14 protein-coding genes and 1 tRNA gene are annotated in these 18,377 nt (G+C 67.2%); 10 read left to right on the top strand and 5 right to left on the bottom strand.

Annotated features, from left to right (window positions below):
* Nucleotides 1–48 precede the first annotated feature (48 nt).
* Entirely contained in the window at nt 49–810 is a 762-nt protein-coding gene (locus RT655_RS02020; protein ID WP_313534720.1) for a class II aldolase/adducin family protein, read from the top strand.
* Between the two features lie 55 nt (nt 811–865).
* On the opposite strand, the gene RT655_RS02015 is transcribed toward RT655_RS02020, so the two are convergent.
* Complete coding sequence (locus RT655_RS02015) at nt 866–1,666, bottom strand: class III extradiol ring-cleavage dioxygenase (protein WP_313534719.1); 801 nt, start codon at nt 1,664–1,666, stop codon at nt 866–868.
* A gap of 78 nt (nt 1,667–1,744) precedes the next feature.
* Between RT655_RS02015 and RT655_RS02010 the strand changes: the two genes are divergently transcribed.
* The 8 genes from RT655_RS02010 (at nt 1,745) to RT655_RS01975 (ending at nt 9,870) form a co-directional block, all read left to right on the top strand.
* Complete coding sequence (locus tag RT655_RS02010; protein ID WP_313534718.1) at nt 1,745–2,218, top strand: 2Fe-2S iron-sulfur cluster-binding protein; 474 nt, start codon at nt 1,745–1,747, stop codon at nt 2,216–2,218.
* 107 nt (nt 2,219–2,325) lie between these two features.
* Complete coding sequence (locus RT655_RS02005) at nt 2,326–3,240, top strand: RcnB family protein (protein ID WP_313534716.1); 915 nt, start codon at nt 2,326–2,328, stop codon at nt 3,238–3,240.
* 74 nt (nt 3,241–3,314) lie between these two features.
* On the top strand, nt 3,315–4,037 hold the full coding sequence (locus tag RT655_RS02000) for a 2OG-Fe(II) oxygenase (RefSeq protein WP_313534715.1): 723 nt from the start codon (nt 3,315–3,317) through the stop codon (nt 4,035–4,037).
* 55 nt (nt 4,038–4,092) lie between these two features.
* A complete protein-coding gene (gene recJ / locus RT655_RS01995; protein ID WP_313534714.1) occupies nt 4,093–5,859 on the top strand; it encodes a single-stranded-DNA-specific exonuclease RecJ in 1,767 nt (588 codons plus the stop codon).
* A 54-nt stretch (nt 5,860–5,913) separates the two neighbouring features.
* Nucleotides 5,914–5,988, top strand: a tRNA-Glu gene (locus tag RT655_RS01990).
* 189 nt (nt 5,989–6,177) lie between these two features.
* Nucleotides 6,178–7,398 (top strand): NADP-dependent isocitrate dehydrogenase, encoded by a 1,221-nt coding sequence (locus RT655_RS01985; protein WP_141985390.1) that lies wholly within the window; start codon nt 6,178–6,180, stop codon nt 7,396–7,398.
* Nucleotides 7,399–7,560: 162 nt separating this feature from the next.
* A complete protein-coding gene (locus tag RT655_RS01980) occupies nt 7,561–9,348 on the top strand; it encodes a cation:proton antiporter (RefSeq protein WP_313534713.1) in 1,788 nt (595 codons plus the stop codon).
* Between the two features lie 6 nt (nt 9,349–9,354).
* Nucleotides 9,355–9,870: a hypothetical protein gene (locus tag RT655_RS01975; protein ID WP_313534712.1), complete on the top strand. Its 516-nt coding sequence runs from the start codon at nt 9,355–9,357 to the stop codon at nt 9,868–9,870.
* Between the two features lie 8 nt (nt 9,871–9,878).
* On the opposite strand, the gene alaS is transcribed toward RT655_RS01975, so the two are convergent.
* Nucleotides 9,879–12,530, bottom strand: coding sequence for an alanine--tRNA ligase (gene alaS / locus RT655_RS01970; RefSeq protein WP_313534711.1), 2,652 nt, complete (start codon nt 12,528–12,530; stop codon nt 9,879–9,881).
* 101 nt (nt 12,531–12,631) lie between these two features.
* Nucleotides 12,632–13,888 (bottom strand): Xaa-Pro peptidase family protein, encoded by a 1,257-nt coding sequence (locus RT655_RS01965; protein WP_313534710.1) that lies wholly within the window; start codon nt 13,886–13,888, stop codon nt 12,632–12,634.
* A gap of 335 nt (nt 13,889–14,223) precedes the next feature.
* Here RT655_RS01965 and RT655_RS01960 point away from each other — a divergent pair, with 335 nt between their 5' ends.
* Nucleotides 14,224–15,546 carry a dicarboxylate/amino acid:cation symporter gene (locus RT655_RS01960; RefSeq protein WP_313534709.1) on the top strand — a complete coding sequence of 441 codons (1,323 nt, stop codon included), beginning with the start codon at nt 14,224–14,226 and terminating at the stop codon, nt 15,544–15,546.
* 15 nt (nt 15,547–15,561) lie between these two features.
* Here RT655_RS01960 and RT655_RS01955 read toward each other — a convergent pair whose 3' ends face one another.
* The gene (locus RT655_RS01955; protein ID WP_313536876.1) at nt 15,562–16,188 is read right to left on the bottom strand and encodes a glutathione S-transferase; all 627 of its coding nucleotides are present in this window, start codon (nt 16,186–16,188) and stop codon (nt 15,562–15,564) included.
* 99 nt (nt 16,189–16,287) lie between these two features.
* Entirely contained in the window at nt 16,288–18,375 is a 2,088-nt protein-coding gene (locus RT655_RS01950; protein ID WP_313534708.1) for a catalase, read from the bottom strand.
* Nucleotides 18,376–18,377: the final 2 nt, after the last annotated feature.

The raw sequence follows: 18,377 nt of genomic DNA, 5'->3' as shown, positions 1-18,377 counted from the left end.
GCTTCATGGCATACCCGAAGCTCGAAAACAGAAATTTGGAGAGGTGCCATGGCAACCGCGCTCGCCCCCAGTCCGCAGGTCAGCGACGCCGAGTGGGAGGCGCGCCAGCAGCTCGCCGCCTGCTACCGCGTGTTCGACATGCTCGGCTGGTCCGAGATGATCTACAATCACATCACGGTGAAGCTGCCCGACCAGGAAGGCGCGTTCCTGATCAACCCGTTCGGGCTGCATTTCAGCGAGGTGAAGGCCTCGAATCTCGTTAAGATCGACATCGACGGCAACAAGCTGGACGACTCGCCCTATCCGGTGAACCGTGCCGGCTTCGTGCAGCATGCGCTGTTCCACCGGCATCTGCCGGATGCGCACTGCATCATGCACAGCCACACCACCGCGGGGATGGCGGTCGCGTCGCTCGAAGGCGGGCTGCGTCCGACCAATTTCTACGCGTGCAACTTCATCGGCCAGATCGCCTACCATGATTTCGAAGGCGTCACCGTCCGCGACGAGGAAGGCGAGCGGCTGCTTGCGCATCTCGGCGACAAGCGGGTGATGCTGCTGCGCAACCACGGCATCCTCGCCATGGGACGCACGCTGCCCGAGGCGTTCGTCAAGCACTGGGCGCTCCAGCGCGCCTGCGAGATCCAGGTCGCGACTATGAGCATGGGCAGGCCGATCGAGATTTCGCCCGAGGTTGTCGCCGTCCACCAGCGCGACGTGCACATGGCGCAGGTGCCCGGCGGCCCGGGTGCAGCGGACTTCGCGGCGATGGTGCGGCTGGTCGACCGCACCGACCGCAGCTGGCGGGACTAATAGCTTTCAACCCATTTTCCGAGCCGTCGCCCGCATGCGGGCGACTAGAAAATGCTCATCCGAAGCGGAAGCCGCTCACCGCCCAGCCGAGCACATGGTCCCGATAGTCGCAGACGGCGGGACTCTCGCCACCAGCGCCGAGCGCGACCATCAGCGGCAGCAGGTGCTCCTCGCGCGGATGGGCGAACTCCGCATAGGGCAGGTCGCGCCAGGCGATGATCCGGGCCTCGCGGCGCGCAGGAGCGGGATCGGTGACGGCGTCGACCAGCGCGGCGTCCCAGGCATCGGCATAGGGCGTCGCCTGGGGGCCGCGGACGCGCAGATTGTGGAAGCTCATGCCCGAGCCGACGATCAGCACGCCCTCCTCGCGCAATGGCGCCAGTGCCTTGCCGATCGCGACATGCGCGGCAGGGTCGAGGTCCGCCCGCAGCGACAGTTGCACGAGCGGGATGTCGGCATCCGGTACCGCGACCTTCATCGGAATGAACACGCCGTGGTCCCAGCCGCGCTCGCGCTCGACCCCGGTGGGGAAGCCGGCGCCTTCGAGCAGCACCTTGGCCCGCAGCGCCACCTCCGGCGCGCCGGGGGCATCCCAGTGCAGGTGGTAGGTGTGCTCGGGGAAGCCGTGATAGTCGAACAGCAACGGCTGGCCGTTGCCGACATGCACGGTAACGTCGCGCTCCTCCCAATGCCCGGAGACGAGCAGGATCGCACGCGGCCGCTCGGGCAGGCTTTCGATCAGCCCGGCGAGATAGGCCTGCATCGGGCGCCACATCGGATCGGGCGGCCCGCCGGCAGGGTCCATGAAGAAGCAGGGGCCGCCGCCATGCGGGATGAAGAGTGCGGGTAAGGTCATGTCGGCAATGTCGCCGACGGCCTGTCCCTCGACAATGCCGGTTTCGGAAACCGGTCGTTTCCCGCTAGGGTCGCCGCCATGACTCGGTTCACCGTCAACAACCAGCCGGTCCAGTACGATATGGATCCGCAGACGCCCCTGCTCTGGGCCTTGCGCGACGCCTCCAACCTCACCGGCACCAAATATGGCTGCGGCACCGGCGATTGCGGCGCCTGCACCGTCGATATCGACGGCGCCGCCCGGCTCGCCTGCCGCGAGACGATCGGCGCGATCGAAGGCACGTTCGTCACCACGATCGAGGGTCTATCGCCCGATCGCGGCCATCCGGTGCAGCAGGCCTTTCTCGCCGCCAACCTCGTCCAGTGCGGCTATTGCATCCCCGGCATGGTGATGGCGGCATCGGTGTTGATCCGCACCAATCGCAACCCGTCGGAGGAAGACATCCGCCAGGGCATCCCCAATATCTGCCGCTGCGGCATCTATCCGCGGCTGGTGGCGGCGATCCAGGATGCGGCGCGCATCGCCCGCGGCGACCCGGCCGACGACGCCTGAATGCTTTCAATCTGCTGTCAGTGCAATTCAGAACCCGCTCAGCGTCGGGCGCGTATTCAGGCAGCATCGGCACGGCGACTTCGCCGCTGCCACCGGAGAATGGTTCGATGAAGAGGATGCTGTTGGCGGCGATCGCAGCCGCGACTGCGCTGGTTCCCGCCGCTGCCATCGCGCAGGAGCGCGGCGAGCATCGCGGCAATGGCGGCTGGATGCGCCCCGACAATTTCCGTCCGCAGGGCGGCCAGGGTGGCCAGGGCTGGCAGCGCCAGCAGGGGACGCCGCAGGCACAGCCCCAGGCGCAGCCGCAGGATCGCGGCAATTGGCAGCGCCCGCAAGGTCAGCCCCAGGATCGCGGCAATTGGCAGCGTCCGCAGGGCAACCCCGGCTGGCAACGCCCGCAAGGTGCGCCCCAGGCGATGGATCGCGGCGAGTGGCGCCGGCCCGACGGGCAACCCCGCCCCGCCTTCCAGCAGCCGCAGGGCACGCAAAATCCGGCCCAGCCGCAGCGCGACTGGCGCGGCGGGCAGCGTCCGGATTGGCAGAACCGCGGCGACGTCCGCAATCCGCAAGCCTGGCAGGACCGCCGCTGGGACGATCGCTCGCGCGGGCAGTGGAACGGCGCCCGCGACTGGGACCGCCGCGACGGCAATCGCGGCTGGAACGACCGCCGCGACTGGGATCGCGGCGGTCGCTGGCGTGGCGATCGCGGCGTGTGGAACAATGGCTGGCGCAACGACAATCGCTACGATTGGCGTGGCTATCGCGACTATAACCGCAGTCTCTACCGCCTGCCGCGCTATTATCCGCCGGCGCGCTGGAGCTATGGATATCGTCGCTTCTCGGTCGGCTACCGGCTCGACAGCTTCCTGTTCGCGCAGCAATATTGGATCAGCGATCCTTACGCCTATCGCCTGCCGGAGGTCTGGGGACCGTATCGCTGGGTCCGCTATTATGACGACGCGCTGCTGGTGGACGTCGATAGCGGCCAAGTGGTCGACGTGATCTACGGCATCTTCTGGTGAGCAAGACAGGGGCCGGCAGCGATGCCGGCCCCTTGCGCTTGCATTCGGCGAAGCACGGGGCAAAGAGTTGCGCCGTGAGCAAGAGCAACCCCAACAGCAAGGGATCGCCCTCCCCCGAACGGGCAAGGATCGGCCGCGAGGTCGCGGCGCGACTGGAGGCGAACCCGAACGTGCGCCGCGCCAAGGTCGAGCTCGCGCAGGTCTATACCTATCCCGACTTCTTCAGCGATGCCGAGTGCGACATGCTGATGGCGCTGATCGACAGCAATGCCCGTCCCTCGACGCTGCTCGCCGCCACCGACGACCCCGACTATCGCACCAGCCACAGCTCGGACCTGTATCGCTGGTCGCCCGACATCCAATCGATCGACGACCGCATCGCCGACCTGCTCGGCATTCCCTCCGAACATGCCGAGACGATGCAAGGGCAGCGCTATGCGCCGAACCAGCAGTTCCGCGCGCACTGTGACTATTTCCACGAAGACAGCGGCTATTGGGACAAGATGGTCGAGACCGGCGGCCAGCGCACCTGGACCGCGATGGCCTATCTGAACACCGTCGAGGAAGGCGGCGCCACGTGGTTCCCGCGTGCGGGCATCCGCTTCAAGCCCAAGCGGGGGATGCTGCTGATCTGGAACAACATGCTCGCCGACGGCAGCCCGAACTACGATACGCTGCACGAGGGCATGCGCGTGGTCGAAGGCACCAAATACATCATCACCAAATGGTTTCGCGAGCAGGCCTGGATCAAGGCGCCGATCCAGACCTATCGCTCGGGCGTGGTCGAGGCCGACTGAGCGGGGCAAACCGCCAGCCCTCGACATTCGGCCACCCCCCCGCCACATCGGGGGCATGTCCCCTGCCCTCAATGTTCACCGTTCGATCCTCGGCCAGCCCTGGCGCTGGCGCGGGCTCGCCGCCGACGCGCGCGACCCCGGTTTTGCCCCTGACGATCTCGTCACCCAGTTGCTGCTCACCCGCGGCGTCGATCGCGCCGATCTCGAGCGCCACCGCACCCCCAGCATCCGCGCCTTTATGCCGGACCCATCGATCTTTCGCGACATGGATCGCGCTGCCGAGCGCCTTGCCGACGCCGTGGAAGCGCGCGAGCAGGTCGCGATCTTCGGCGACTACGACGTCGACGGCGCCACCTCCGCTGCGCTGCTGATCCTGCTGCTCCGCGAACTCGGGCTCGAGGCGACCCCCTACATCCCCGACCGACTGATGGAAGGCTATGGTCCGTCGGGCGAGGCGCTCGTTCGGCTCAAGCAGCAGGGCCATGGGCTGATCGTCACGGTCGATTGCGGCGCACAGGCATTCGAAGCGCTGGCAATGGCGCGCGACGCGCAGGCCGAGGTGATCGTCGTCGACCATCACAAATGCGCGACCGAACTTCCCGTTGCCCACGCGCTGGTGAACCCGAACCGGCTCGATGAGGGCGAGGGCGCCGAACACGGTCATCTCGCCGCGGTCGGCGTCGCCTTCCTGCTCGGTGCGGCGCTGGTGCGGACGCTGCGTGCGCGTGGCTATTTCGCCAAGCGCGCCGAACCGCGGCTGCTCGACCTGCTCGACATCGTGGCGTTGGGCACGGTGGCGGACGTGGCGCAGCTCAAGGGGCTCAACCGTGCCTTCGTCGCGCAGGGCCTCAAGGTGATGGCGCAGCGGCGCAACATCGGCATCGCGGCGCTGATCGAGGTATCGCGGCTCACCCGTGCGCCAACCTGCACCGATCTCGGTTTCGCGCTGGGGCCGCGGATCAACGCCGGCGGCCGCGTCGGCAAGTCCGATCTTGGCGTGCGGCTGCTCACCACCCGCGACCCTTCCGAGGCCCGCGCGATCGCCGCCGAACTCGATCTGCTCAACGAGGAGCGCCGCGCGATCGAAGCGGAGGTGCAGGCGGCGGCCGAATCGCTTTGCCTGGTCGGCGGCGACCGGATGGTCGCGCTCGTCGCGGGCGATGGCTGGCACCCCGGGGTGATCGGTATCGTCGCCGGGCGGCTGAAGGAGAAATTCGGCAGGCCCGCACTGGTGATCGCGCTCGGTGAGGACGGGATCGGCAAGGGCTCGGGCCGGTCGATCCCCGGCGTAGACCTGGGTGCGGCGGTGCTCGCCGCCAAGGATGCCGGGCTGCTGATCGCGGGCGGCGGACACGCGATGGCATGCGGCGTGACGGTAGCAGCCGAGGGCGTGGAGGCGCTTGCCGCGTTTCTCGAGGATCGGCTTGCCGAGCGAATCGCCGTTGCACGCGGCGAACGCGCGTTGCTGCTCGACGCCGTGCTGAGCCCGGCCGGGGTAAACCCGATGCTGGTGGAGGCGATGGAGGCCGGCGGGCCCTATGGGATGGGCTGGCCGGCGCCGCGAATCGCTGCGGGTCCGCTGCGGGTGATCAAGGCGGATGTCGTTGGCACCGGCGGCCATGTCCGCGCGATCGTCGCGGGCGCGGACGGGCGTAGCCTGAAAGCGGTTGCGTTCCGCCAGGCCGAGTCGGATCTGGGCCAGGCGCTGCTCTCCGCACCTGCACATCGCCACCTGTGGCTGGCCGGGCGTGCCAAGATCGACACCTGGGGAAGCCGCCCAGCAGCAGAATTACACATCGAAGATGCAGCATGGGCCGATTGAGTGCTTGACGGCTGTGGAATCGCCCCCTATTCGGCCGCTCCACGCCACGCAGTTGGCCCCTTCGTCTAGCGGTTAGGACGCGGCCCTTTCACGGCTGAAACACGGGTTCGATTCCCGTAGGGGTCACCACGGCTTGCCGGCACAACATGCCGCAGCCAGGGTGTTTTCGCACATCGTCGGACATGGTCGCTGCAGCCAAGTGCTGGGCGCCGAGCGGGTGTTCCTCCGGTCTGGCTTTGCCCACCGCAAGCGCTTGATCCCCCCTGCCCTTGCCCCTAGACGCTGCCGGGAACCAACCTGTCTCAGGAAAGCGAGCTTATGGCGAAGATCAAGGTAGCAACGCCCGTCGTGGAGATCGACGGCGACGAAATGACGCGGATCATCTGGGAATGGATCCGCGAGCGCCTGATCCTTCCGTACCTCGATATCGATCTGAAGTATTACGACCTCTCGGTGCAGAAGCGCGACGAGACCAACGACCAGATCACCATCGATTCGGCCAATGCGATCAAGCAGTACGGCGTCGGCGTGAAGTGCGCGACGATCACCCCGGACGAGCAGCGCGTCGAGGAATTCAGCCTCAAGAAGATGTGGAAGTCGCCCAACGGCACGATCCGCAACATCCTGGGCGGCGTGATCTTCCGCGAGCCGATCGTGATCTCGAACGTCCCCCGCCTGATCCCGGGCTGGACCAAGCCGATCGTCGTCGGCCGTCACGCCTTCGGCGATCAGTACAAGGCGACCGACTTCAAGGTGCCCGGCAAGGGCAAGCTGACCATGAAGTGGGAAGGCGAGAATGGCGAGACGATCGAGCACGAGGTGTTCGACTTCCCGCAGGCCGGCGTCGCCATGGGCATGTACAATCTCGATGAGTCGATCCGCGATTTCGCGCGCGCCTCGATGAACTATGCGCTGGGCCGCAACTGGCCGCTGTACCTGTCGACCAAGAACACGATCCTCAAGGCCTATGACGGCCGCTTCAAGGACATCTTCGCCGAGGTGTTCGAGACCGAGTTCAAGGATCAGTTTCAGAGCGCCGGCATCGTCTACGAGCATCGCCTGATCGACGACATGGTCGCCTCGGCACTCAAGTGGCACGGCGAATTCGTCTGGGCCTGCAAAAACTATGACGGCGACGTCCAGTCGGACCAGGTCGCGCAGGGCTTCGGCTCGCTGGGCCTGATGACCTCGGTTCTGATGACCCCGGACGGCAAGACGATCGAGGCGGAAGCGGCGCACGGCACCGTCACCCGCCACTATCGCCAGCACCAGCAGGGCAAGGCGACCTCGACCAACCCGATCGCTTCGATCTTCGCCTGGACCGGCGGCCTCAAGTATCGCGGCAAGTTCGACAACACCCCCGAGGTGACCCGCTTCGCCGAGACGCTGGAGCGCGTGTGCATCGAGACCGTCGAGAGCGGCAAGATGACCAAGGATCTCGCGCTGCTGATCGGCCCGGATCAGGCCTGGATGACCACCGAGCAGTTCTTCGAAGCGATCCGTGTCAACCTCGAAACCGCGATGGGCAGCTGGCAGTAAGCCGGCTTCCCTTCGGGAAAGCTACGGAAAAGCCCGCCACTGGCGGGCTTTTCTACTTGCAATGCCGGGCCTCGCATCGTCTCTAGGGGGCATGACCGAGCGAGCAAAACCCGCCACCGGCCATCGGCCTTTCTTTTCCTCCCATCCCCGCCCCGCGTCCGCATGCTGAGCCTGTCCAACCACGGCTTCAGCGACACGCTGGTAATCCTCGGCGCCGCGGGCCTCGTCATTCCGGCTTTCGCGCGCTTCCGCATCAGCCCGGTGATCGGGTTCATTCTGGCCGGCCTGCTGGTCGGACCGTTCGGGCTCGGCAGCCTGGTCGGCCAGGCGCCCTGGCTCTACTACCTTACCATCTCGGACGCGCACTCGATCGAGCCGTTCGCCGAGTTCGGCATCATCCTGCTGCTGTTCTCGATCGGGCTCGAGCTTTCGTTCAAGCGGCTTTGGGCGATGCGGTCGCTGGTGTTCGGCACGGGTGCTGCCGAACTCTTCGGATCGGGACTGATCCTTGCCGCCCTGCTCTATCTAACCGGCCTGAGCACCGGTGGCGCGATCGGGCTGGGTCTTGCGCTCGCCCTTTCTTCCACCGCGCTGGTGATCCCGATCGCGGGCACGACCAGCCCTGTCGGCCGCGCCGCCTTCGCGATGCTGCTCTTCGAGGATCTGGCACTGGTGCCTATCATCTTCGGACTTGGCGCAATGGCACCCAATCCCGATGGCGCCGGCGTCACCAAATTGCTGATGACGCTGGGCATCGGCGCGGCGACCGTCGCGGTATTGTTCATCGGCGGACGGATCGTGCTGCCGCGCATGTTCGCCCAAGCCGCGCGGACCAAGAGCCCCGAGCTCTTCCTCGCCGCCAGCCTGCTCGTCGTGATCGTCGCCAGCTTGGCGACCACCGCGGCGGGACTGTCGCCGATCGTCGGCGCGCTGATCGCGGGCCTGCTGATCGCCGAGACCGAATATCACGGGGAAGTCGAAGCAATCACCGCACCGTTCAAGGGACTCGCGCTCGGCGTCTTCTTGCTCACCGTAGGCATGCAACTCGACCTCGGCTTCGTCGCCGAGAACTGGGCGGCGCTGCTCGGCGCAAGCGTGCTGGTGATGGCGGTCAAGGTCGCGGTAACGACCGTGCTGCTGCGCTGGTCGGGCGCGCGCATGGGCACCGCGGCCGAAACCGGCGTACTGATGGCGAGTCCGTCCGAGACCACGCTGATCGTGCTCGGCGTCGCCGGTGCGGCCGGTCTGATCGCGCCCGGCACCGCGGCGTTCTGGAGCGCGGTCACTGCGATCGGCCTCACCGCCACCCCGCTGCTCGCCAAGGCGGGCCGGGGCGCCGCGCGCAAGATCGAGGGCAAGAACGGCGCGCAGATCGCCGAGGAAGATCTGGCGCCGGTCGAGGGCGGTACCGTCGTCATCGGCTTCGGCCGCGTCGGGCGTACCGTCGCCGAGATGCTGCGCCGCCACGACAAGCCCTATGTCGCCGTCGACGCCGATATCGACAGCGTCGTCCGCGGCCGACGCGCCGGCTTCCATGTGCTGTTCGGTGACGTCACCCGCAACGAGCTGGTCGACCAGCTCCAGCTCGGGCGCGCCAAGGCACTGGTGTTGACGATGGACGACCCCGTGCTGACCGTGCGGCTGACCAAGCGGGTGCGCGGCTGGGTACCGACCCTGCCGATTATCGCCCGCGCGCGCGATGCCGGACATGCCGCAGAGCTCTATCGCGCCGGCGCCACCGATGCGGTCCCGGAGGCGATGGAAAGCTCGCTGCAACTGTCCGAGGCGCTGCTGGTCGATCTCGGCCTCGGCGTCGGTCCGGTGATTGCATCGATCCACGAAAAGCGCGACGAGATGCGCCGCTCGATCAAGGAAGCCGCCGGGCTGCAGCGCGAACCGCGCCTCACCCGGTCGCGCCTTGGTGCGAGCACCGACCCAACCGAGGCCTGACCCCTGATGCTGCTACCCCTCGCCCTCGCCCTGCTCGCCCCCATGCAGGGCGAAGCCGTTCCCGATCCGCTCGCCCCGGCCAAGGCCGGGCGCATCCGCTGCATCGATCCCGATCGCAGCGCGCGCACCTGCGGCACGATCGTCCGCTACACGCTGCGCGGCGACGGCGCGTTCGACGCGCTGGTGACCGGCGTCGTCAACCGCGATCCGGTGATCGTGCTCGAATATTCCACCTTCGGCCAAATGCGCGACGGCATGGTGTGCAGCCGCGTCCGCCCCGCAGACTTCAACAGCGGCAAGCTGACCAGCAACGGCACCGCGCTCAGCCCGGCGCTGGAGGCCAACACGCGGCTCAAACTGATGGAAGCGCTTCAGCCGCTCGCCGGGCATGAGCGCTGCTATCGCGATGCTGGTGCGGGCGAGCTGACCGTCAACGTCACCATCGACGGCCTGCTGCGCCCGGAGATGGGCCAGACGGCGATCTGGGTGCTGCCCGAGGACGGCTACGCCCCCGGGCGCTGACCCTGGGATCAGGCGGCGACGGCAGCCTCTGCCAGCGCCGCCTTCACGGCCGCGAGCGCATCCGCGCCCTTGGCCCCGTCCGGACCGCCGCCCTGCGCCATGTCCGGACGGCCGCCGCCGCCCTGGCCGCCGAGCACTGCGACGGCGACCTTCACCAGGTCCACCGCGCTCACGCCGATCCCGTCGCTGACGCCGACCGCGACCGACGCGCGGCCCTCGTTCACCGCCACCAGCGCGACCACGCCGCTGCCGATCCGCGCCTTGGCCTCGTCCACCGCGCCGCGCAGCGCCTTGGCTTCCAGCCCGCCGAGCACCTGCCCGACGAAGTTGATGCCGTTCACCTGCTCCGGACCCGCCGGTGCCGCCCCGGCACCGCCGCCAAGGGCCAGCGCCTTCTTGGCGTCGGCCAGCTCGCGCTCGAGCTTGCGGCGTTCCTCGACCAGCGCCGCGACGCGCGCGGGCACATCATCCGGCGCGGTCTTGAGCGCAGCCGCCGCCTCACGCAGCCGCTCGTCGCGGGCGTTGAGCCACAGCCGGGCGCCCTCGCCGGTCAGTGCCTCGATGCGGCGCACGCCCGAGGAGACGGCGCTTTCGGAGACGATCTTGAAGATCGCGATGTCACCCGTCGCATTGACGTGCGTACCGCCGCACAGCTCGACCGAGTAGGACGCATCCTCGCCCAGCCCCATCGAGAGCACGCGGACCTCGTCGCCATACTTTTCGCCGAACAACGCCATCGCGCCGGCGGCGATCGCGTCGTCCGGAGTCATCAGCCGCGTCTCGACCGTGCCGTTGTGGCGGATCTGCGCGTTCACATCGGCCTCGACCAGCGCGATCTGCTCGGGCGTCAGCGCCGAGGGGTGCGAGAAGTCGAAGCGCAGCCGCTCGGGCGCCACCAGGCTGCCCTTCTGGCTGACATGGGTGCCGAGCCGCTTGCGCAGCGCCGCGTGCAGCAGGTGCGTCGCCGAATGGTTGGCGCGAACTTGGTCGCGATGCTCGACATCGACCGACAGGTGCACGGCGTCGCCGACCGCGACTTCGCCGCTTTCGATCTTGGCATGATGCGCATGCAGCCGGCCCAGCGGTTTGGAGGTATCATCCACGAGCGCACGCAGCTTGTCGTTGCCGATCACGCCGACATCGCCCATCTGGCCGCCGCTCTCGCCATAGAAGGGCGTCTGGTTGGTGAGGATAGTCACCGTGTCGCCGGCGACCGCCTTCTCCACCCGCGCACCGTCCTTGACCAGCGCTACCACCTGGCCCTCGCCCTGGGTGCCCGAATAGCCGATGAATTCGGTGCCGCCGAGCTCGTCGGCGAGATCGTACCACAGCTCTTCCGAAGCCTTCTCGCCCGAGCCCTTCCAGGCGGCGCGGGCGGCGCGCTTCTGCTCGGCCATCGCCGCATCGAAGCCCGCACGATCGACGCCGATCTCGTTGGCGCGCAGCGCGTCCTCGGTCAGGTCATAGGGGAAGCCGAAGGTGTCGTAGAGCTTGAACGCCGTCGCGCCCGGCAGCGTGTCGCCGGCCTTCAGCCCCACCGTCGCCTCGTCGAGCAGGCGCAGGCCGTTGGCGAGCGTCTGGCGGAAGCGGGTTTCCTCCTGGAGCAACGTCGCTTCGATCAGCGGCTGCGCGCGCACCAGCTCGGGGTACGCAGCGCCCATCTCGGCGACCAGCGACGGCACCAGCCGGTGCATCAACGGATCCTTGGCGCCCAGCAGGTGCGCATGGCGCATCGCGCGACGCATGATGCGGCGAAGCACATAGCCGCGGCCCTCGTTCGCCGGCAGCACGCCGTCCGCGACGAGGAAGCCCGACGAGCGCAGGTGATCGGCGATCACGCGGTGGCTGGCGACCTGCTCGCCGCTGGCCGAGGTGCCGGTCAGCGCCGCCGACTGGTCGATCAGCGCCTTGAAGGTGTCGATGTCGTAATTGTTGTGGACGCCCTGGAGCACGGCGGCGATGCGCTCCAGCCCCATGCCGGTGTCGATGCTCGGCCGCGGCAGGTCGCCGATGATCTCGTCATTTTCCTGCACGAACTGCATGAAGACGAGGTTCCAGATCTCGACGAAACGGTCGCCATCTTCCTCGGGCGAGCCCGGGGGGCCGCCATAGATGTGCTCGCCGTGATCGTAGAAGATTTCCGAGCAGGGCCCGCACGGACCATCCGAGCCCATCGCCCAGAAATTGTCCTTGGTCGGGATGCGGATGATCTTGTGATCGGGCAGCCCGGCGATCTTCTTCCACAGGTCGAACGCCTGGTCGTCGGTGTGGTATACCGTGACGGTCAGCTTCTCGGCCGGAATGCCCCACTCCCTGGTGAGGAGCGTCCAGGCGTGGGTGATCGCCTGCTCCTTGAAATAATCGCCGAACGAGAAATTGCCGAGCATTTCGAAGAAGGTATGGTGCCGGGCGGTATAGCCGACATTGTCGAGATCGTTATGCTTGCCGCCCGCGCGCACGCACTTCTGGCTGCTGGTCGCGGTGCTGTACGGGCGCGATTCCAGGCCGGTGAACACGTTCTTGAACGGCACCATGCCCGCATTCACGAACATCAGCGTGGGATCGTTGTGCGGCACCAGCGGCGCGCTGGGGACGCGGGCATGGCCCTGGCCCTCGAAATAGTCGAGAAACGAGCGGCGGATATCATTGGTCGACGTCATGTTCGTCGACTTAGGGGCGTGCGGGCTTTCGCTCAAGCGAAACACGTCGATCACGATGATCGTTCCGCGTTCGTATCAACCAGGCCCGCGCGCGGCGCCGATCAGCCCATCGGCTGATCGATCGAGACCGGCGGCGCACTGAACCATTTCGGCCCAGCCTCGGTCATGTGGAAGCAATCCTCCAGCCGCACGCCGAAGCTGCCGGGGATGTAGATGCCGGGCTCATTGGAGAAGCACATGCCGGGCGCGAGCGGCGTTCTCTCGCCGCGGACCAGGTTGACCGGCTCGTGCCCGTCGAGGCCGATGCCATGGCCGGTGCGGTGCGACAGGCCGGGCAGCTTGTAATCCGGCCCATAGCCAAGCGACGCATAATAGCCGCGCACGGCATCGTCGACGCTGCCTGTCGGCGCGCCGAGCTTTGCCGCCGCGAATGCCACGTGCTGCCCCTTCGCCACTGCGTCCCAAACCTTGCGCTGCTCGGCGCTCGCACTGCCATGGACGAAGGTGCGCGAGACGTCGGACTGGTAGCCCATCACGTTGCAGCCGCAGTCCATCAGCACGATCGCGCCGTCGCTCACCGGCGAGGGCGTCTTGGTGCCGTGCGGATAGGCCGCGCCCTCGCCGACCAGCACCATGCTGAACTCGGGATCGCCGCCCAGCTTGCGCGTCGCCGCATCCATCAGCGCCGAGACGTCGCGCTGGCGCATGCCCTTGTCGACGTGTGCATAGACAAAGCGATAGGCAGCGATGGTGATATCGGTTGCGAGCTGCATCAGCGCCAGCTCGGCGGGGCTCTTGATCATCCGGCAGCCGCGCACGACCGGATTGGCCGACGTGACGCGAAGCCCATTCTTCTGCAGTCCGTCGACCGCGAAGAAGCGGACCGTTTCCTCGATGCCCACCGGCAGCCCGGCAAGCTTGCGGTCCTTGAGGAAGCCCGCGACGATCTTGAGCGGATCCTCGTCCTCCTGCCACACGCGGACCTCGGCCGGGATCGCCAGCGTCTCGCGGGTGCGCGGTTCCTCGAAGAAGGGGGTGACGATGCAGGGCTCGCCCTCCGCGGGCAGGATTGCGGCGGTAAGCCGCTCGCTGCGGCCCCAGCGAATCCCGGTGAAATAGACCAGGCTGGCGCCGGGTTCGATCAGCACGGCGCCGATGCCGTTCGCCTTCATCAGCGCCTGTGCCTTGGCAAGCCGGGCGTGGCGCTCCTCTGGGCCGATCGGGCGGGCGTTGCCGGTCATGTCCTGGAGCTGGGCGAGATCGGGCTCGGCCGCGCGTACGATTGCGGGCATCCCGAGCAAGGGCAGCGCCGCCATGCTCCCGATCAGGTTTCGCCGCGTCGTTGCCCAAGCCGTCATGTCACGCCCTCGCTCTTGTACTGTCGACGGCGTAGGCGGAAGCAGACCCGGACGGCAAGGTTTTCGCACCGGACCAAAGAAGGGATCTTAGACGGATCGTCGCCATTGTGCCGATGCTGTTGCTGACGGGCCCCAGATTGCCGCCGGCAGCGCCGGGACCGTCCGCACCGCGCGGTCCGGCCTGGTGCGACCCGCGGCCTGCGCACAAATCGCCCGCGGATACCCGTCCTTCGCCTTAGCTCGCGGTGCCGCGCTGAAACCGTCGGCACGCCCTCGGACTTGACCCGGGCGCAACAATCCCCTTCCCTCCCGCGACGATTCTTCGGGGAGCATGTGTGGGTAAACGACTAACCTGGTTCATCCTGGCGGCGCTGCTGCTGGGCGGGCTGATCGGCTGGGGGCTGAACCTCGGCTATGGGGGTACGCCGGCGGGCAAGGCGACGCTCGAATCGATCGCCTATGGTCTCGATATCCCTACCCAGATGTTCCTCCATCTCATCAAGATGATCATCGCGCCGCTGGTGGTGTCCACGCTGGTCGTCGGCATCGCGCATATGGGCGGCGGCGGCGCGATCGGGCGTGTGGGGCTCAAGGCGTTCTTCTGGTTCGTCTGCGCGAGCCTGGTGTCGCTTACCCTCGGCCTGATCCTGGTGAACCTGCTGCATCCGGGCACCGGGCTGCATCTGCCGCTGCCGCCGGTCAACGCGTCGAGCGGGGTGGACCGGACCGCCTTCGATGCCGCCAAGTTCTTTACCCATATCGTTCCGACCAGCGCGATCGAGGCGATGGCAAGCAACGACATCCTGCAGCTGGTGATCTTCTCGCTGTTCTTCGGTGTCGGCATGGCGGCGGTGGGCGACAAGGCCAAGCCGCTGCTGCGCGGGCTGGAGGCGCTGGTCTCGGTGATGCTGACGGTCACCGGCTATGTGATGCTGTTCGCGCCGGTCGCGGTGTTCTGCGCGGTCGCGCGGACACTCGCCACCCAGGGGCTGGGCGTGGTCGGCGATCTCGCCTTCTTCATGGGCAGCTTTTATATCGGCTTGGCAGCACTTTGGGCGGTGCTGCTCGGTGCCTGCTTCCTGGTGATCGGGCCGCGTACCGGCTTGCTGTTCCGGTATTTGCGCGATCCGATCCTGCTCGGCTTCTCGACTGCCTCGTCCGAGGCCGCCTATCCGCGCACGCTCGATGCGCTGGACCGGTTCGGGGTGCCGCCGCGGATCGCCAGCTTCGTGCTGCCGCTCGGCTATTCGTTCAACCTCGATGGCTCGATGATGTACATGACCTTCGCGTCGATCTTCATCGCCCAGGCCTATGGCATCCACCTCGACTGGGCGACGATGATCCAGATGCTGCTGATCCTGATGGTCACCAGCAAGGGCATTGCCGGGGTGCCCCGCGCCAGCCTGGTGGTGATCACCGGCACGCTCGCGCATTTCAACATTCCCGAGGCGGGGGTGCTGCTGATCCTCGCGGTCGACCATTTCCTCGACATGGGCCGTACCGCGACCAATGTCGTCGGCAATGCGGTGGCCGCAGCGGTAGTGGCGCGCTGGGAGGGCAAGCTCGACGCGCCCGACGAGGCCGAGCCTCCGGTCCGGCCGCTCCCGGCCGGGGGGGCGCACGATGTCGACAAGTTCGAGGATTATGCCGGGGGCTGAACGCTCCCGGCGCGTTCACGCATAAGCATAGGGTCCGCCCGCCTTCAGCGCCCGCTGATAGGCCGGGCGGGCATGGATCTTCTCCAGGAACGCCGCGATATGTGGGCGACCATCGAGGATGCCGGCGCGCTTGACGGCGGCCTCCATGGGGAAGCTCATCATCACGTCGGCCGCGGTGAAGGTGTCGCCGGCGAACCAGGGGCGCTTCGCCAGTTCGCCTTCGACATAGTCGAAATGCACCTCGGCCATCGGCCGGAACTTCTTGAGCCCCATCTTGCCGAAGAATGGCACGCGGGCGAGCACCAGCATCACCAGCAGCGGCGGCATCAGCGAACCCTCCGCATAATGGAGGAAGTGACGATAGCGCAGTGCATCCTCGCGCTTCGCAGGCGCGCCGAGCTTGCCGTCGGCCTTGTCGACCAGATATTGCAGGATCGCGCCGGTTTCTGCGACCACGGTGCCGCCATCCTCGATCACCGGCGATTTGCCGAGCGGATGCACCTTCTTGAGTTCGGGCGGGGCGAGCATCGTCGCCTTGTTCCGCTCGTAGCGCTTTACTTCATACGGAAGCCCAAGCTCCTCGAGCAACCAGAGCACGCGCTGCGAGCGGGAATTTTCGAGATGGTGGACGATGATCGTCAAGTCGGCCCCTCCGGTGAGCGCGGCGCTTGCCGTCGCTTGCTGCACAGGCCTGCAGCTTGCGCGACGCCGGAGCGCCGCGCAAGCTGCAGCGATGCCTGATCAGGCGAGCGTGCGCACCTTGGGCTCACGGTCCCAGTAACGCTGCTTCGCCGCCTCGACGAACCCGGCGAGATCGGTGACGCCTTCGTCCGCTTCCACGCCGGCCTTGTCGAGCAGCGGCTGGGCTGCGGCGTTGGCGCCGATCGCCTTGAGATGACCGAACGCGTCCATCACCCACTGGACGGCAGCGCCTTCCTTGACGAGCTTGGCGGCTGCTTCGTCGGACAGGATCACCGCGCAGGCGTCGACCGTCACCGAGGGCTGGCCGAACAGCTGCGCATCGGCGGCGATCTTCGATCCATCCGAAAGCGGCACGGCGCCGACCTTGGGTGCGATCGTCATCGCCTTGCCGCCGGCCGCCTCGATCGCGTCCTTGAGCGTCGCGAGGTCGTCCGCATCGGTACCATCGGCGATGAGGATGCCGACGGTCTTGCCGTCGAGCGTGTGGATCTCGCGCGGGCCGCGGATGATGCGGAGCGCTGGCGACGGATCCATGTCGAGCACCGGCGCCGCCGTCGGCGCGGCGTCGGGCAGGTCCATCGCGAGGCCGTCGGCGACGCGCTGCGCCAGCGTCTCGTCGACGTTGCGCAGGTTCGCCATCACTGCCACGCGAATGTGTTCGAGGCTGACCTTGGACAGCTCGAACACCAGCGCCGAGGCGATATGCGCCTGCTCGGCCGGGTCCATCGAGCGGAAGAACAGCCGCGCCTGGCTATAATGGTCGGCGAAGCTCTCGGGGCGGATGCGGAGCTTCTGGCCCTGCTCTTCCGACGGGAAGGTCTTGTAGCCCTTCTCGGGATCCTCGCGCGCGCCGCCTTCCTCGCCGACCTTGGCAAGGCTGTTGGGCTCGTAATTGGCGCGGCCCTTGGGCACCGCCATCTGCATATGGCCGTCGCGCTGCTGGTTCAGGAACGGGCAGCCCGCCGCCGCCGCGCGGCCCTTGGCGCTGTTGATCGGCAGCTGGTGGAAGTTGACCGAGCCGAGCCGCGACAGCTGGGTGTCGGTATAGCTGAAGAGCCGGCCCTGGAGCAGCGGATCGTTGCTGAAGCCGATGCCGGGGACGACATGGCTCGGCACGAACGCCGCCTGTTCGGTCTCGGCGAAGAAATTGTCGGGATAGCGGTCGAGCACCATCCGGCCGACGATCCGTACCGGCAGCACTTCCTCGGGGATCAGCTTGGTGGCATCGAGCACGTCATAGGGCTGGGCGTTGGCGAAGTCCTCGTCGAACAGCTGCACGCCCAGTTCCCATTCCGGATAATCGCCGCGATCGATCCGCTCGAACAGGTCGCGGCGCTGGAAATCGGGATCGGCGCCGGCGATCTTCACCGTCTCGTCCCAGATCGTCGAGGCAAGCCCCGCCTTCGGTTTCCAATGGAACTTGACGAAGGTGCTCTTCCCCTCCGCGTTGATCAGCCGGAACGTATGGACGCCGAAGCCTTCCATCGTCGCGAAGCTGCGCGGCAGCGTGCGGTCCGACATCGCCCACATCACCATGTGCGTCGATTCGGGCATCAGGCTGATGAAGTCCCAGAAGGTGTCGTGGGCGGTCGCCGCCTGCGGGTAGCCACGATCGGCCTCCATCTTGGCGGCGTGGATGAGGTCGGGGAACTTGATCGCGTCCTGGATGAAGAAGACGGGGATGTTGTTGCCGACCAGATCCCAATTGCCCTCGCGGGTATAGAATTTGACCGCAAAGCCACGCACGTCGCGCGGCGTGTCGACCGACCCTGCGCCGCCCGCAACGGTGGAGAAGCGCACGAACACCTCGGTGCGCTGGCCCTTCTTTTGGAACAGGTCGGCGACGGTGACGTCGGCGAGGCTGTCGGTCACCTCGAAATAGCCGTGCGCCGCCGAGCCGCGGGCATGAACGATGCGCTCCGGAATGCGCTCGTGATCGAAATGGTTCATCTTCTCGCGGAAGACTTCGTCCTCGATCAGCACGGGCCCGCGCGCGCCGGCCTTCAGCTGATTCTGATTGTCGCTGATCGGCGTGCCATGGTTGGTGGTGAGCACCGGGTGCTCGGCATCGGTCACCTGATGGGTTTCGCCCCCGGCGGGGGCGTTGCGGCTGTTCTGATCGGTCATGG

Origin of the sequence: Sphingomonas sp. (genome assembly GCF_032114135.1) — a bacterium.
Lineage (GTDB): Bacteria > Pseudomonadota > Alphaproteobacteria > Sphingomonadales > Sphingomonadaceae > Sphingomonas.
The sequence above is the reverse complement of the archived record's forward strand: the minus strand, read 5'-3'. Positions and strand labels throughout refer to the sequence as shown.

What these genes read in the sequence shown, in the direction of transcription:
- RT655_RS02020 (WP_313534720.1), top strand. Translation starts at nt 49, where the DNA reads ATGGCAACCGCGCTCGCCCCCAGTCCGCAGGTCAGCGACGCCGAGTGG.
- RT655_RS02015 (WP_313534719.1), bottom strand. Translation starts at nt 1,666, where the DNA reads ATGACCTTACCCGCACTCTTCATCCCGCATGGCGGCGGCCCCTGCTTC.
- RT655_RS02010 (WP_313534718.1), top strand. Translation starts at nt 1,745, where the DNA reads ATGACTCGGTTCACCGTCAACAACCAGCCGGTCCAGTACGATATGGAT.
- RT655_RS02005 (WP_313534716.1), top strand. Translation starts at nt 2,326, where the DNA reads ATGAAGAGGATGCTGTTGGCGGCGATCGCAGCCGCGACTGCGCTGGTT.
- recJ (WP_313534714.1), top strand. Translation starts at nt 4,093, where the DNA reads ATGTCCCCTGCCCTCAATGTTCACCGTTCGATCCTCGGCCAGCCCTGG.
- RT655_RS01985 (WP_141985390.1), top strand. Translation starts at nt 6,178, where the DNA reads ATGGCGAAGATCAAGGTAGCAACGCCCGTCGTGGAGATCGACGGCGAC.
- RT655_RS01980 (WP_313534713.1), top strand. Translation starts at nt 7,561, where the DNA reads ATGCTGAGCCTGTCCAACCACGGCTTCAGCGACACGCTGGTAATCCTC.
- RT655_RS01975 (WP_313534712.1), top strand. Translation starts at nt 9,355, where the DNA reads ATGCTGCTACCCCTCGCCCTCGCCCTGCTCGCCCCCATGCAGGGCGAA.
- alaS (WP_313534711.1), bottom strand. Translation starts at nt 12,530, where the DNA reads ATGACGTCGACCAATGATATCCGCCGCTCGTTTCTCGACTATTTCGAG.
- RT655_RS01965 (WP_313534710.1), bottom strand. Translation starts at nt 13,888, where the DNA reads ATGACGGCTTGGGCAACGACGCGGCGAAACCTGATCGGGAGCATGGCG.
- RT655_RS01950 (WP_313534708.1), bottom strand. Translation starts at nt 18,375, where the DNA reads ATGACCGATCAGAACAGCCGCAACGCCCCCGCCGGGGGCGAAACCCAT.